This is a genomic window from Peribacillus sp. NJ11, from assembly GCF_030348405.1.
Lineage (GTDB): Bacteria > Bacillota > Bacilli > Bacillales > DSM-1321 > Peribacillus.
The window spans coordinates 2,801,779-2,815,721 of record NZ_JAUCFO010000001.1 but is presented as its reverse complement, the minus strand read 5'-3'; the positions used below and the strand labels follow the sequence as shown (position 1 = coordinate 2,815,721).

The following is a 13,943-nucleotide window of genomic DNA, read 5'->3' as shown; positions in this document are numbered from 1 at the left end:
GGAAATATTCGATATGCCATCTCGGAACCACCACTTTGGAACCCATTCTGGTTGATTGATCGAATAAGAATATATAATTAAAAATGAACCATTGCATACATCCCAAGAAAAGGAGACAGTGGTTTTTTAGGTTAGGAAGCCATTATGAATGAAACGCTTCTTTCAAGCTCCTGTCTAAACTCATGGAAATCCGGGTATAAGAAAGTAAATGACCTAAGGCTTTGTCTTCAGGCACTTATCTTACATTCTGGGAGGAATAATAATGAAATGGAAAGGAAGGCAAGGCAGCTCAAATGTCGAGGACAAAAGAGGTATGAGCGGCAAGGGTATGGCTGGGATCGGCGGAGGGGTTGGATTGGTAATCATCCTGATCGTGACGCTCCTTGGCGGTAATCCCAGCGAATTGCTAGGCAGCTTGAACTCCACTGATTCGGACAACGGCAGTACTTATGTGGAAACCGATGAAGAGAAGGAACTTGCGCAGTTCGTATCTGTCGTCCTTGCAGATACGGAGCAGGTCTGGACAGATGAATTCCGTAAAAATGGCTTGGAATATAAGGAACCGAAACTTGTCCTATACTCAGGAAGCGTCGAATCTGCATGCGGGTTGGCAGGTTCATCCGTTGGGCCATTTTATTGTCCAGGTGACATGAAACTATATATTGATCTCAGCTTTTATCAAGAGTTGAAGCAAGAATTCCAGGCACCCGGGGATTTCGCCATGGCCTATGTCATTGCCCATGAAGTCGGACATCACGTTCAGACACTTTTAGGGACAACGGAAAAGGCAATGCCCGATCGTTCAAAGGTCAGCGAGACCGAATATAATAAGTATTCTGTCCGCCTAGAATTACAGGCCGATTATTTGGCTGGAGTTTGGGCACATCATGTCCAGGGAGAGAATTTGCTTGAAGAAGGCGATCTTGAGGAGGCCATGAATGCAGCAAGTGGTGTGGGAGATGACCGTATCCAAAAAAAGGCACAAGGGTACGTGGTTCCAGACAGCTTTACGCACGGTACCTCCGAACAGAGGAAACGGTGGTTCAATAAAGGATTTAAATCCGGTGATATGAATGAAGGCAATACTTTTAAAGCGAGTAATCTTTAAAAGTTCTTACATGTTTCGATTACATAAGAAATAGGGGGGCTTGGCCCCCTTTCAGACTGTAGACAAATTCGAAGAAAAGCGAGTTTGCTTGCAGTTTTTTATTTTAAAAATGGCAGTTGATTTCAGAAATCCGCTCCCTTTCCACCGACTGTCTGCCAAGCGTCTGTAGGGTCTCGGCTAGCCAATTATTCGGCAGGAGTGTCGCAAATTTCTTCAATCCAGTGAGTTTTCAGTTATATAAAACAGTAAAAATACATGAGGATAACTAGGTCTTGGTTTAAAATCATGGCAATAATTCCCTTGATAAAATCATGAAAGGGATTGGGGAGGAGACCATTCCATTCCCCATTGGTTCCTGTCCCCTCTTTTTTCTTGGGTCCATAACATTGAAAAGACTAACTCAAACGCGTTCCAGCATTCTGTTTAAAGCTAGGATGGCATTATCCGCAATGCTCTTCTCCACTTTTATCGGATTAATGATTATACCTTCTTCAATTGATTCAAGCGCCCAAAGCAGATGTGGCAGGTCAATCCGGTTCATCGTAAGACATGGGCACATATTCGGATTTAACGAGATGATGTTCTTGTCAGGATTATTGGCGATAAGTCGCTTAACAAGGTTCATTTCCGTGCCGATTGCCCAAGAACTACCTGGTTCAGCCTTTTCGATCATATTTATGATGTACGATGTCGAACCCGCATAATCTGAATCGGCGACTACCTCACGGCGACATTCGGGATGGACGATGATATTCATTTCGGGCTGCTCCGCCCGAAGCGTTTCAATATTCGACGTAGTGAAATTTTCATGCACCGAACAATGACCTTTCCAAAGAAGTACCTTCAGATCTTCGAGTTCTCCTTCATAGATCAATTCGTCTTTATAAGGATCCCAGACAGCCATTTCATTCAATGGAATGCCAAGGTCAAAGGCTGTATTCCTCCCAAGATGCTGATCGGGAAGAAAAAGGATCCGTTCTTTTTGCGAGAGGGCCCATGAGACCATCCCTTGTGCATTTGAAGAAGTCACCGTCGCCCCGCCATTTTTCCCTACAAATGCTTTGATGGCCGCAGTCGAATTAACATAAGTAAGCGGAAGGATCGTATCGCCAAATAAATCCTGAAGCTTTGTCCAGGCCCGTTCCGTTTGTTCAATATCCGCCATATCTGCCATGGAACAGCCTGCACGCATGTCAGGAAGGATAACGGTCTGCCTTTCCTCTGTCAAAATATCTGCTGTTTCAGCCATGAAATGCACGCCACAAAACACGATATAATCCGCTTCGCGATTTTGCGCGGAAAGTTGGGCCAATTGAAGTGAATCTCCCGTTACATCCGAAAATTGAATGACTTCCTCCCGTTGATAATGATGACCTGGGATATAAAGACGGTTCCCCAACCGTTTCTTAATGTCATGGACCCGATTCTCCATATCTTCCTTAGTCATCGTTTTATACTTTTCAGGCAATACATTTCCTGCTGTGCTAGCCATCTCCAATATGTTCATTTCATTATCCCCTCACGTTCTTTGACCTTTGCGCTAATATCAAGTGCCTTGACACTGTGTGTCAGGCTGCCCAACGATATATAATCAACCCCTGTTTCCCGATATGAAGCTAGATTGCCTAAATGGATTCCTCCAGAAGCTTCAGTTATGATGTGGGCAGGAACCAATTTGACCATTTGCTTAATTTCTTCGGGGCTCCGGTTATCGAACATGATGATATCGGCACCGGCTTCCACTGCTTCAAGCACCTGTTCGATTGTTTCCGTTTCCACTTCCACTTTAGTGGTATGTCCCAGCTTGGATTTTACCGTTTGAACCGCTTTAGTTATGGACCCAGCGAAAGAAATATGGTTGTCCTTTATCATCACGGCATCATACAGACCATATCGATGATTGAATGCACCACCGGAACGGACCGCATATTTTTCAAGCATCCGCAGGCCCGGAGTAGTTTTCCTCGTATCACAAGCTCTCGTCTTCGTCCCCGCTAAAATCATGGTAGCTTTATGAGCCTGTGTCGCAATGCCGGACATACGCTGCACTAAATTCAAAACCACCCGTTCCCCTTTTAAAAGAGAGGCCATATCGCCGGTCATTTTTGCAAGCTGCTGTCCTTCTGCAAAAACTTCACCATCTTGAACAAAAAGGAAAACCTCGATTTGTTCATCCAACAATGCAAACCCCGTCTTGATGACGTCACCTCCACTAAAGACCCCGCCTTCTTTTGCGATGAATGTCAAGGTCCCTTGTTCACCTTGATCAAAAATCGTATCACTCGTTACATCGCATTCACCTATATCTTCCATTAAAAATTGTTGCAGCATCTGCTTAAGCTTCAATATATTCATCTAGTCGTCTCCCTTTCACTCGATTTTTCACATCCGTGCGAGCAAGGATAACCGAATTTTCAAGCCATTGGGAGTCATCTTCGCTTGGATAGTCACTGCGGAAATGACCGCCCCTGCTTTCCGTTCTGGTCAATGCAGATTCGGCAATCAGCCACGCTACGATTATGGCATTGATTTTCGTTATTTCTTTTATCGATAATGCAGTTACTTCCATTTGCAGCAATTCTTCGATATTAAATGTCTCTAGATAATCCTTCAGTCGCGTTAAACCCGCTTCATTTCGAACGATTCCCGCTTCACTCATTAATTTTTCCTGCAATGTCGTGAAATCAGGTAAAAAGGTAAATTGACAGGAACTTTTGGACAGCTCTTTTTCTTCCGGTATCGACCTTACTGGCATGTTAGCAAGCAGCTGACCAAGCGTATTGCCAAAAACCAGACCCTCGAGAAGGGAGTTGCTTGCCAACCGGTTCGCCCCATGTACACCAGTGCATGCCACTTCTCCAACTGCATACAGAGAGGGTACAGAGGTTTGCCCCCATTCATCCACTTCAATCCCCCCCATTAGAAAATGGTTTCCAGGTGCAACAGGAATTTTCCCGAATTGAAGGTCAAGCCCACTTTTTTCACATAATGAGCTCACAGTCGGAAAACGTTTTTTAAAATCCTTAATCATCGAAATATCCAAAAATACCTTTTCACCGCGCTGTAAATAAGAAAAAATCGTCTGTGCCACAATATGCCTTGGAGCTAGATCTTTCATGCTATGGACATCATCCATGATCGGCGTTCCCGTTTCAGTCACTAATCTTGCACCATCCCCGCGGACCGCTTCTGAAACCAGCCCTTCCGCTTTACCATTTATAAAAAGCAGTGTCGGGTGAAACTGAATGAATTCCATGTCACGAACTTTTGCCCCAGCCTTGAATGCAAGTGCTATTCCATCCCCTGAAACCGTTTGTGAATTTGAAGTGAAATGGTATAGGGAACCACAGCCGCCTGTTGCCAAAACCGTTTGTTCTGCATGATAGGTTACTAGCTCCCCTGTCTTATCAAGAGTTTTGATGCCTATGCAAGAATCATCCTCCCCGATGATCAACTCAACTGCAGCCACATTCTCGATCACAGTAATCGATGAGTTTTTCAAGCACCCTATTAGATGTTCCATGATATACTTTCCGGTAGCATCCCCGTGACTATGAAGGATTCTTCTTTCACTATGGGCGCCCTCCATGCCAAGCATGAGAGTGCCGTCATGATCATGGTCAAATTGCATACCGGATCTAATAAGTTCAGCTATGATCGAAGGGGCCTCTTCAACGAGTTTTTCCACTACCTTCACCTTGTTATATCGCTGTCCTGCCGTCAGCGTATCTTCTTTATGAAAGGATACTGTGTCACGATCAGATATTGCAGCAGCAATCCCACCTTGAGCCAAATAGGAATTACTATCACGGATATCTGATTTTGTGATGAGTATCACATGCTTATGTTCACTTGCTTCCAATGCCGTTTTCAAGGCAGCAATCCCGCTGCCTATCACGATGATTTCCGCTTTTACCATTATTTCATTCCTCCTGTTTATGACAGGTGTCTTGACAACTATATTTACATATTATTAAACTATTATCAAGAGTTTTTTAAGATTAAAGGATGGAAGTGATTTCTTGATTTATTTGGATTATGCAGCTACAACGCCGATTGATGATGAGGCACTCGAAGTATTCAGCCAAGCATCCCGGAAGTTTTTCGGGAATGCGAGCAGCTTGCATGATATTGGTTCTGAAGCGGCACGTTTATTGGATATGTCACGGCAGCAACTCGCAGATATGCTGAACATAAAAAAGGAAGGAATCATCTTTACGAGCGGCGGATCAGAAAGCAATATGCTTGCCATAGATACATTTATCGCTTCAAAACCATCCTGGCAGAACCACTTGATCGTTAGTCGAACTGAACATGCATCCATTGCCAATTTTGTCGCAAAGCTTGAACAAGAAGGCTTCGATGTAACATATTTACGGCATTTGGAAGATGGCCGCGTTGATATTGAACATCTGGAGGAATGTCTGACGGAGAAAACTTGCTTGGTCATTGTCCAACATGTGAATTCAGAAATCGGGGTCATTCAACCCATTGAGCAAATAAGTAAAGCCGTTCGAAAACACCAAGCTTTTTTACATGTGGATTGTGTCCAATCATTTTCTAAATTGCCGCTTGGGAAGATATCTGCCTTATGTGATGGATTATCAGTTTCCAGCCATAAAGTTTATGGTCCAAAAGGGACTGGAGCCGTCTTTTTCCCAGCCATCCATCAGTTGAAGGCTCCGGTACCGAATATTACCCATGAATATGGTTTCCGCCCAGGGACAGTGGACGTCCCCGGTATAGCTTCCTTCGTAACCGCTGCCAAGAAATTAGGGGATAACATGGAAGATGAACGGAAACGGATTTGCATGCTTAGGATGCAATTGATCGAGCAGCTCACGGTAAGGAAAGTCGATTTTCAAATCATCGAAGCGAAAAACCAATTGCCTCACATTCTGGCGCTGACCTTTGCTGGATTGCAAGGACAGTACATCATGCTCGAATTAAACCAGAAAGGATTCGCTGTATCGACTGGAAGCGCCTGTCAAATCGGTAAACAGGATCCTTCAAAAACCATGATGGCCATCGGGAAAAGCGAAGATGAAGCCCATCAATTCGTCCGCTTTTCCTTTGGGAAAAATACGACGGCCGATGACATTCACAAGTTGGCAGACTGCATCGAAGGAATAGCTGGCATTCGATAAAACCCTCCATTCTGTGGTAGAATGTTTTGTAAATAAAGAGGTGAATGATTATGGAAAGAAAGAAATTACTCGGGGAAGAAAGACGGACGAAACTCTTACATATATTGCAAACGAGCGCGCAGCCAGTAACAGGCAGCGAGCTTTCGCAATTAACGAATGTAAGCCGGCAGGTTATCGTTGGTGACATAACTCTCCTGAAAGCGCGGAATGAACCTATCATTGCCACGAGCCAAGGCTATATGTACTTACAAACAGGGAGCACTCAAAAGCCGGAAAGGATCATTGCTTGCCAGCATGATCCTTCCCGGACCCAGGAAGAGCTATATTTACTCGTGGATATCGGCATCACGGTGAAAGATGTCAAAATCGAGCACCCCGTATACGGTGACCTTACTGCTTCCATCATGGTCAGCAGCCGTAAGGAAGTCCAGCAATTTCTCTCTAGGGTAACGGAAACGAACGCATCTTTTTTATCGGAACTAACGAGTGGCATTCATCTCCATACACTGAGCGCTTCATCTGAAGAGCTGCTTGACGAAGCGGAGGGTGCATTGAGGGATGCCGGCATTTTGGTCGATTGAATAAACGAAAAATCCTCAAAAGCCAGATCTTTTGAGGATTTTTTTTAATGGCTCCAAAGCGCATGTATGATTATATGCTCGCTCCATCATTGGAATTGCTTGCATTGGAGCTGCCATCCTCGGAGTTTTCTTCATTGTTACTTCTCAATGGTACATCCACTGAATTAGTCATCAAGGTATGTATTCATATGCCTATTTCCACAGGGAGCCTACCGGGATTTACCTATTGTATACGCGTTCATCATGAACGGTGTTTATTTACTTCTCATCCTCAAAATCCAAAAAATTAAATTCATTCCTTCATCGTTCCTTACTTGCCTATTTCCATATTTTCATAAAATGACAGCCAACCAATTTAGGAACTTGTACAGAAGGGAAATACAAACCTTAACGTAAACCTTCACAAAAAAATGCCCCGGAAATACTTCCGGGACACCCTTCTTATTCATTATTTCCCTTTTACATTGTAAAAAAAACTGAGGTTGTACCATTCAACACTTGGAAAACGATAACTTTGTGAACCCAAGGAAAATTTCCACCTCTGCTTTAAGCGTTCTTTATTCCTGGGAAATCATCGTTGCGGCACACCATTTTGAACTTTAAAGCATGTATAGCTTCCCATGATCGAAACCGTACACCCAAGGGCCTCGAGCTCAGAGATCGCTCCTGGAATGAGAACATCGTCAAGGCCCATTTCAATGTCGATGATGAAAAAGTAATTGCCTAATCCTGTTTTCATGGGTCTTGATTCTATCTTGGAAAGATTTAGCTTCCTCCAGGAAAAAGCGGAAAGGACTTGGTGCAGCTGACCTGAATGATCGGCAGGCAGCTGAATCATCAGGGTCGTTTTCTTGTTCCCTTCAACGGTCAAATGCCCTTCATAGTCGACTTCACTGTTGGATACGACAATAAACTTGGTGTGATTATGTTCGTAATCATGAATATTTTGTTTTACAATCGTCAAACCATACTCCGCTGCAGCCATATCATTTGCAATCGCTGCAATATTGATATCGGGATTCTCCATCACCATCTTCGCAGCGGCTGCTGTGGATGTGACATACTCATACGGAATACCCCTAAGTTCATTATGTAGGAATTTACGGCATTGAGCGATGGCATGGGAATGCGAATAAACCATGTCCGGTTTGAAACCAGGATATGCATGATCCGGATGCACCATATAATGCTGTTGGATGGGAATCGTCACTTCCCCTTTTATCGGTAATGGAACTTCATGGACTAAGTAATCCATCGTTATATTTACCGACCCCTCCAAAGCATTCTCGATCGGTACGAGCGTGTGATTCACTTCCCCGTCCCGGACAGCATCAAGACAGTCTGGAATCGTGTTCATCGGTATTTTAATATCATTAGGAAATAGTCGCGAAACAGCTAAATCCGTGAACGTTGCTTTTGGTCCAAGAAATGCAATTTTTGATGTCATATTATAAACTCCTTTTCACGGAAAATCTAATGTTTATGTTATGCCATTTTCTGATTTTTTACAATACTTAATCGTTAAATCTTCCTCTTACAAATAAAAACAGCCTGTACATTTAAAATGTACAGGCTGTTTTCATGCGCCGTTACCAATAATTTCGACTTTTTCGACGAACTCCATTTTACGCAGTTTAGTGAGCAGATCATTAATATCCATTGTCATCCCACCCGTGTTAAGAGATAGGGTAACATTGGCACGTCCCTGCAAGGGAATCGTTTGGTGGATAGTCATGATGTTGCAACCGGATGAGGCGACGAGCCGTAAGAGCGACGATAGAGTACCAGAACGATCTTCGAGATAGAAGAACAGTGTAATCAGCTTTTCCTTAACAATTGTATGAAACGGAAAAACCGTGTCACGGTATTTGTAAAAAGCACTCCTGCTTAGGTCCACCCGCTGTACCGCTTCCCAAACTGATTCTGCTTTTCCCCGTTCAATCATTTCTTTTGCATCCAGCGTTTTTTTCATCGCTTCGGGAAGGACATCCTCTCGAACGAGGAAAAACTTCTGATCGGACTTATTCAAACTCCGCACGCCTCCTTTTGCCTGCCATCATGGTCTCCAATCAATCAACAAATTCAAATTCATATTCAAGGATACGGACGATATCGCCATTTGTCGCACCTTTTTGGCGAAGGCCTTCGTCGACTCCGAATGAACGAAGCTGTCTAGCGAAACGACGTATGGACTCTTCACGGGTGAAGTCAGTCATTTTGAATAAACGCTCGATCTTGAATCCTGATACGGCAAAGCTGCCATCGGATTCGCGTTCAATATTAAATTCATCAGACTGTGATGTATGTTTATAAAGAACCCGGTGGATTCCAGTATTCTCTTCTTCATGGTCAAGAGGGAACTCAGGCGTTTCTTCGATTTTATCAGCAATTGCATAAAGAAGCTCACGGATCCCTTCACGCGTTACGGCAGAAATCGGGAAGACAGGATAATCTTCTTCCAGTTTTTCTTTGAATGCCGCTAAATTATCTGCTGAGTCCGGCATATCCATTTTACTTGCCACAATGATTTGCGGACGTTCAGTCAAGCGTAGGTTATACTCTTCCAACTCTTTATTGATTGTTTGGTAGTCTTCATATGGATCCCTGCCTTCAAGACCCGACATATCGATTACATGAACGATTACCCTCGTTCTTTCAATATGGCGCAGGAATTGATGTCCAAGGCCCACTCCTTCTGAAGCACCTTCAATCAGACCCGGTAAATCGGCCATGACGAAGCTGCGGTGATCTTCCGTTTCCACCATTCCGAGGTTAGGGACGATCGTCGTGAAATGGTATTCGGCAATTTTAGGTCTTGCTGCGGATACGACGGAAAGCAAAGTGGATTTCCCTACACTTGGGAAACCAACCAAACCGACATCAGCCAACAATTTCAATTCCATGATTATATCGCGTTCTTGGCCAGGTTCGCCGTTCTCCGCGATTTCAGGTGCAGGATTGGCTGGTGTAGCAAAACGGGAATTCCCCCGGCCTCCGCGACCGCCCTTAGCGATAATGGCGCGCTGCCCGTGCTCAACTAAATCAGCGATGACTTCCTTCGTCTTTTCATCAATGACAACCGTGCCTGGTGGAACTTTGATGACCATATCCTTTGCGGCCGCACCATGCATGTTTTTGGACATGCCATGTTCTCCGCGAGGTGCCTTAAAGTGACGTTGATAACGGAAATCCATTAACGTACGCAAGCCCTCTTCCACTTCAAATACGACATTGGCTCCATTGCCGCCATCTCCGCCGGCAGGTCCGCCTTTTGGTATGAATTTCTCACGACGATAAGCAACTATCCCGTTACCACCGTCTCCGCCTTTTATATAGACTTTCGTTTGATCGACAAACATGCTATCACTTCCTTGTTTTCTGCAAGTCATTTCTTGCTGTATACTTCTCTAAAAGTTAATATCCATCTTTAAAAATATTTCATCCTCATTACATTCAAGAATTTCAATTGATTGCTCTGCCGTTAATGAACTTCCCAAAAACTCCATCACTGCGGATTGATCAATGAACCTCCCTTGCATATGAAATGAACAGTGCATATCACTCACTTCTTTTTTACACATAGAAACAGCTAGTATATTTTCAAAATAGGGGTCCAGATTCTTATCCAGAATTTTAAAGAAATCGTTCGTCCAGCGATGCATCAGCACGTCCATCTCAGAAGAGCCTTCAAAAACATCAATGATTTCATATTCGCAATAAAATGATCCATTATTCCAATTCGACGTCAACAGCATCTCGGTGAACTTAGGTAAATTCAAACTGGAAAGGCGTGCTTCATTCTGGGTTTCAACAATGATTTCATCAATGATTCCCTTGACACGATCAATTCTGTTCAACTCCAGATTCCCTTTGATGATTTGAATTTTATTCAGCCAGTCATGCCTGGTTTGACGCAGAGTTTCAATAGTCGTCCAATTTTTATCCATTATTAACACCTTCAATTATGATAAAGAAACTTTTTTCAGCTCTATCATGTTGAATACTTCCATTTGTACAGTATATCAAAAAAACAACAAACAGGAAATGAAGCTCGATTCACATGCCTTCACATGAAAGCCCCCGTCCAAAAAATACAGCCACACACCCTGAGTTCTTTGGACGATGGTAGAGCCATTTGAACTAAAAAAGAGAATGGGCCTTTTTTATGCACCAATTGGAGATATTATAGTTGAAGTGGACTGTCTATTTGGTTTAACCAAATGGGATGGAAGAGTAATCTTGGATTTCCCCCCTGAAAGTTTAAGAAAGCCCGCCGATTGGCGAGCCTTTTTTAAGTCAGAGGTTGTTTTCCTTATACTAATGACTAAAGTCTCCTGCAAAATGCTGGTTATTTATCGTTCCTATAGTATAAATAAAGGGCCGGACCCCTTCTTCACTATATCACATACCATTATTAAAAATGACGCGGTATATAGTGTTTCGTAGAAGGAATCAGACCCTTTTGAGTCAGCCTCTGTTCAAAGATGCCAATTATGCTTCTTGTGCTACTGGATATACGCTTACTTTTTTACGGTCACGTCCGAAACGTTCGAATTTAACAACACCGTCTACTTTAGCGTATAGAGTATCGTCTCCACCACGGCCTACGTTCTCACCAGGATAGATTTTTGTTCCGCGTTGACGGTAAAGGATAGAACCACCAGAAACGAATTGACCATCTGCACGTTTAGCGCCAAGACGCTTAGAGATTGAGTCACGTCCGTTCTTTGTAGAACCTACTCCTTTTTTCGAAGCGAAGAACTGAAGATTTAATCTTAACATTTGTTCCACCTCCTATTGGTTGAGGATAATTTTCATGTATTTACCATAATCACGTTCGATGGTTTGCAACGATATGAGCATACTGTTCAAAAGGAGCTGAACCTTCTCTTCCGATTCCGGCGAAAGATTCCCCGGAATGACGCAGCGAAGATAGCCGCCTTCCCTCCCTTGCTCAATCTCAGGCTCCACGTCCGTTAAGGACATGATCGCATTGACTGCCCCGAAGGAAACAGCCGATACACCTGCACAAACGATATCAGAACCTTTTTTAGCAAAATTAGCATGTCCGCTTAAAGTGAACGAAGTAATCCGTTCCTGCGGAGCGTCAAAGACAACTTTAATCATCTAGAATCAGCCCTTACGCGTTGATTGCTTCGATAACAACTTTTGTGTATGGTTGACGATGACCTTGTTTTTTACGATTGTTTTTCTTCGCTTTGTATTTGAAAACAGTGATTTTCTTTTGCTTACCTTGTTTTTCGACAGTACCTGTTACAGTAGCGCCTTCAACTAGTGGAGCACCGACTTTCACGTCTTCGCCACCTACGAATAAAACTTTGTCAAATGTAACAGTTTCGCCTGCTTCTGCGTTTAATTTTTCAATGTAAACCGCTTCGCCAGCTGCTACTTTAATTTGTTTACCGCCAGTTTCGATAATTGCGTACATACTTGCACCTCCTTAAATGTCTCAGACTCGCCAATCACAGGCGTTTTACCAGAAAGGCAAAAGCTTATGACCTGTTGTTGAGCGGTTGTAGCACGGGTGCTACAAACATAACATTAAAATCCTAACATGAAACTGGAATGGCTGTCAATATATTTGTAAGAATTCCCGTCCTTCATTCGAAAGCCCGCCCGATTTCCTGAATGCTCCCGAAACGCTTGATGGAATAGGTATTACTGGAACCGGGGATTAAAGATAGAAATAACTTTTTAGCGATCAAATCCTCCAGTGTCGGCCGGTATGATTCCTTTTCACCAAGCAGCACGTCCGCCACCGCCTTACTGACCTCCACCCAGACCGCTTCATCATCAGTCTTCCGGTGTTCCAGCAAGTCACGTTCCAACCGGAAAGCCACCGTTTCAGGGCTCTCGATTTTACCGCTTCCACTGCACACAGGGCAAGGCACCGTCATCATTTCACTTAAAGACGGGGACGTTCGCTTTCTCGTCATTTGTAAAATCCCCAGTTCCGTAAAGCCGATGACCTGGACCCGCTTCTCATCCCTCGCCACTTCCTTTTTGACGATGTCGATGATTTCTTGTGCATGTCGCGATTGGTCCATATTGATGAAATCTACCAAGATGATCCCGCTGATGTTCCTCAATCTCAATTGACGGGCGACCTCTTTCGCAGCAGCCTGATTCACCGCAAACAATGTTGCTTCCTTCGCCACCTTACCGGTGAACTTACCTGAATTGACATCGATTACGGTGAAAGCTTCCGTTTCTTCAAAAATTAAATATCCACCATTATCAAGCCAGACAATTTTCTTGGCCAGTTTCTCCACTTGCGCTTCCACATTCCATTCGGAAAAAATATTCTTACCCGATTCATGGGATATTTCCCACTCCTTACCGTTTTCCTGTACCCATTTTTTCAATTCCTGATAGGCCTTGAAATCATCGATGGCAAGTTCTCCGGTAGCCGTTCCCGACATTTCAGAAATGATCATGTCGAGGTATGTGTCCCTCTCATAGAGAAGGGTCGGGGCCTTGACCGACGCAGCCTTTAGTTCAAGTCCTTTAAAGAGCTCCCGCAATATGGTTAACCTGTCCAGGAAGACCGTTTCGCTTTCGTTCTCCATCGAGGTGCGGACAATCAATCCCTCATCAGGCTTTTTATATTGCAAGGCCGTTTCCCGCCACCGCTGATGCAATTCATCGTTTTTGAATTTCTTTGAAACGCCAACATAATCCATTCCATGTATGTATACGAGGGAATCCGTTGAAAATTCGATCAGCCCTGTCAATTTAGCTCCTTTTGTGCCCGTTTCATCCCGGGTCACCTGAACGAGCAGCTTTTCTCCTTGACGGACATATTGACCGATGGATGCTTTCCCATCGCTTTTTTTTGTCAGCTGGAAAGAGGGAATCTCGTCACGGTGTAAAAAACCATTCTTCTCTGCACCATAATCAATGAAGACGGCATCCATACCCGGTAACACCTTCGTCACTTTCCCAAGATAAATATTACCGACCGTACTGCGCTGGTGGGGCGGCATGATTTCAAGTTTACGTAAAACACCATTCTCAAGTACGGCCACTCTTTTTTCGCGTGAAGCTAGGTTCGCGATCATCTTTTTCATCAAAAAAAATCCTCTC

At 43.8% G+C, this 13,943-nt stretch carries 15 protein-coding genes and 1 other annotated feature; of the genes, 4 read left to right on the top strand and 11 right to left on the bottom strand.

Annotated elements, in window-relative coordinates:
* Positions 1–262 precede the first annotated feature (262 nt).
* Positions 263–1,108 carry a KPN_02809 family neutral zinc metallopeptidase gene (gene ypfJ / locus QUF86_RS13875; protein WP_289334658.1) on the top strand — a complete coding sequence of 282 codons (846 nt, stop codon included), beginning with the start codon at positions 263–265 and terminating at the stop codon, positions 1,106–1,108.
* 400 nt (positions 1,109–1,508) lie between these two features.
* On the opposite strand, the gene nadA is transcribed toward ypfJ, so the two are convergent.
* Genes nadA through nadB form a run of 3 tightly spaced genes read right to left on the bottom strand, consistent with a single transcriptional unit; the run spans position 1,509 to position 5,027 of the window.
* The gene (gene nadA, locus QUF86_RS13870) at positions 1,509–2,615 is read right to left on the bottom strand and encodes a quinolinate synthase NadA (protein ID WP_289334657.1); all 1,107 of its coding nucleotides are present in this window, start codon (positions 2,613–2,615) and stop codon (positions 1,509–1,511) included.
* Positions 2,612–3,463: a carboxylating nicotinate-nucleotide diphosphorylase gene (nadC, locus tag QUF86_RS13865; RefSeq protein ID WP_289315492.1), complete on the bottom strand. Its 852-nt coding sequence runs from the start codon at positions 3,461–3,463 to the stop codon at positions 2,612–2,614. The genes nadA and nadC overlap by 4 nt, the downstream gene beginning before the upstream one ends.
* The gene (nadB, locus tag QUF86_RS13860) at positions 3,444–5,027 is read right to left on the bottom strand and encodes an L-aspartate oxidase (RefSeq protein WP_289334656.1); all 1,584 of its coding nucleotides are present in this window, start codon (positions 5,025–5,027) and stop codon (positions 3,444–3,446) included. The genes nadC and nadB overlap by 20 nt, the downstream gene beginning before the upstream one ends.
* A 103-nt stretch (positions 5,028–5,130) precedes the next feature.
* Here nadB and QUF86_RS13855 point away from each other — a divergent pair, with 103 nt between their 5' ends.
* The 3 genes from QUF86_RS13855 to QUF86_RS13845 are packed head-to-tail and all read left to right on the top strand — an operon-like array spanning position 5,131 to position 7,126.
* Entirely contained in the window at positions 5,131–6,255 is a 1,125-nt protein-coding gene (locus QUF86_RS13855) for an IscS subfamily cysteine desulfurase (RefSeq protein ID WP_289334654.1), read from the top strand.
* A 50-nt stretch (positions 6,256–6,305) separates the two neighbouring features.
* Positions 6,306–6,836, top strand: coding sequence for a transcription repressor NadR (locus tag QUF86_RS13850; RefSeq protein WP_430102565.1), 531 nt, complete (start codon positions 6,306–6,308; stop codon positions 6,834–6,836).
* A 47-nt stretch (positions 6,837–6,883) separates the two neighbouring features.
* Entirely contained in the window at positions 6,884–7,126 is a 243-nt protein-coding gene (locus tag QUF86_RS13845; protein ID WP_289334653.1) for a hypothetical protein, read from the top strand.
* A 281-nt stretch (positions 7,127–7,407) separates the two neighbouring features.
* Here the strand turns inward: QUF86_RS13845 and pheA are convergent, their stop codons facing one another.
* The 8 genes from pheA to QUF86_RS13805 form a co-directional block, all read right to left on the bottom strand.
* A complete protein-coding gene (gene pheA / locus QUF86_RS13840) occupies positions 7,408–8,283 on the bottom strand; it encodes a prephenate dehydratase (protein WP_289315488.1) in 876 nt (291 codons plus the stop codon).
* Between the two features lie 132 nt (positions 8,284–8,415).
* Positions 8,416–8,865 carry an ACT domain-containing protein gene (locus QUF86_RS13835; protein WP_289336229.1) on the bottom strand — a complete coding sequence of 150 codons (450 nt, stop codon included), beginning with the start codon at positions 8,863–8,865 and terminating at the stop codon, positions 8,416–8,418.
* 40 nt (positions 8,866–8,905) lie between these two features.
* Entirely contained in the window at positions 8,906–10,195 is a 1,290-nt protein-coding gene (obgE, locus tag QUF86_RS13830) for a GTPase ObgE (RefSeq protein WP_289315486.1), read from the bottom strand.
* Between the two features lie 48 nt (positions 10,196–10,243).
* Positions 10,244–10,783 carry a Spo0B domain-containing protein gene (locus QUF86_RS13825; RefSeq protein WP_289334652.1) on the bottom strand — a complete coding sequence of 180 codons (540 nt, stop codon included), beginning with the start codon at positions 10,781–10,783 and terminating at the stop codon, positions 10,244–10,246.
* A 544-nt stretch (positions 10,784–11,327) separates the two neighbouring features.
* Positions 11,328–11,618, bottom strand: coding sequence for a 50S ribosomal protein L27 (gene rpmA, locus QUF86_RS13820; RefSeq protein WP_061143474.1), 291 nt, complete (start codon positions 11,616–11,618; stop codon positions 11,328–11,330).
* A 12-nt stretch (positions 11,619–11,630) separates the two neighbouring features.
* Positions 11,631–11,963: a ribosomal-processing cysteine protease Prp gene (locus QUF86_RS13815; protein ID WP_061464244.1), complete on the bottom strand. Its 333-nt coding sequence runs from the start codon at positions 11,961–11,963 to the stop codon at positions 11,631–11,633.
* 13 nt (positions 11,964–11,976) lie between these two features.
* A complete protein-coding gene (gene rplU / locus QUF86_RS13810) occupies positions 11,977–12,285 on the bottom strand; it encodes a 50S ribosomal protein L21 (RefSeq protein WP_034308849.1) in 309 nt (102 codons plus the stop codon).
* Positions 12,286–12,298: 13 nt separating this feature from the next.
* Positions 12,299–12,382: a sequence feature (ribosomal protein L21 leader region), on the bottom strand.
* 75 nt (positions 12,383–12,457) lie between these two features.
* Positions 12,458–13,927: an Rne/Rng family ribonuclease gene (locus QUF86_RS13805; protein WP_289336228.1), complete on the bottom strand. Its 1,470-nt coding sequence runs from the start codon at positions 13,925–13,927 to the stop codon at positions 12,458–12,460.
* Positions 13,928–13,943: the final 16 nt, after the last annotated feature.

Coding starts and splice junctions, on each gene's coding strand:
- ypfJ (WP_289334658.1), top strand. CDS start 263: ATGAAATGGAAAGGAAGGCAAGGCAGCTCAAATGTCGAGGACAAAAGA.
- nadA (WP_289334657.1), bottom strand. CDS start 2,615: ATGAACATATTGGAGATGGCTAGCACAGCAGGAAATGTATTGCCTGAA.
- nadC (WP_289315492.1), bottom strand. CDS start 3,463: ATGAATATATTGAAGCTTAAGCAGATGCTGCAACAATTTTTAATGGAA.
- nadB (WP_289334656.1), bottom strand. CDS start 5,027: ATGGTAAAAGCGGAAATCATCGTGATAGGCAGCGGGATTGCTGCCTTG.
- QUF86_RS13850 (WP_430102565.1), top strand. CDS start 6,306: ATGGAAAGAAAGAAATTACTCGGGGAAGAAAGACGGACGAAACTCTTA.
- QUF86_RS13845 (WP_289334653.1), top strand. CDS start 6,884: ATGGCTCCAAAGCGCATGTATGATTATATGCTCGCTCCATCATTGGAA.
- pheA (WP_289315488.1), bottom strand. CDS start 8,283: ATGACATCAAAAATTGCATTTCTTGGACCAAAAGCAACGTTCACGGAT.
- obgE (WP_289315486.1), bottom strand. CDS start 10,195: ATGTTTGTCGATCAAACGAAAGTCTATATAAAAGGCGGAGACGGTGGT.
- QUF86_RS13825 (WP_289334652.1), bottom strand. CDS start 10,783: ATGGATAAAAATTGGACGACTATTGAAACTCTGCGTCAAACCAGGCAT.
- rpmA (WP_061143474.1), bottom strand. CDS start 11,618: ATGTTAAGATTAAATCTTCAGTTCTTCGCTTCGAAAAAAGGAGTAGGT.
- QUF86_RS13815 (WP_061464244.1), bottom strand. CDS start 11,963: ATGATTAAAGTTGTCTTTGACGCTCCGCAGGAACGGATTACTTCGTTC.
- rplU (WP_034308849.1), bottom strand. CDS start 12,285: ATGTACGCAATTATCGAAACTGGCGGTAAACAAATTAAAGTAGCAGCT.
- QUF86_RS13805 (WP_289336228.1), bottom strand. CDS start 13,927: ATGAAAAAGATGATCGCGAACCTAGCTTCACGCGAAAAAAGAGTGGCC.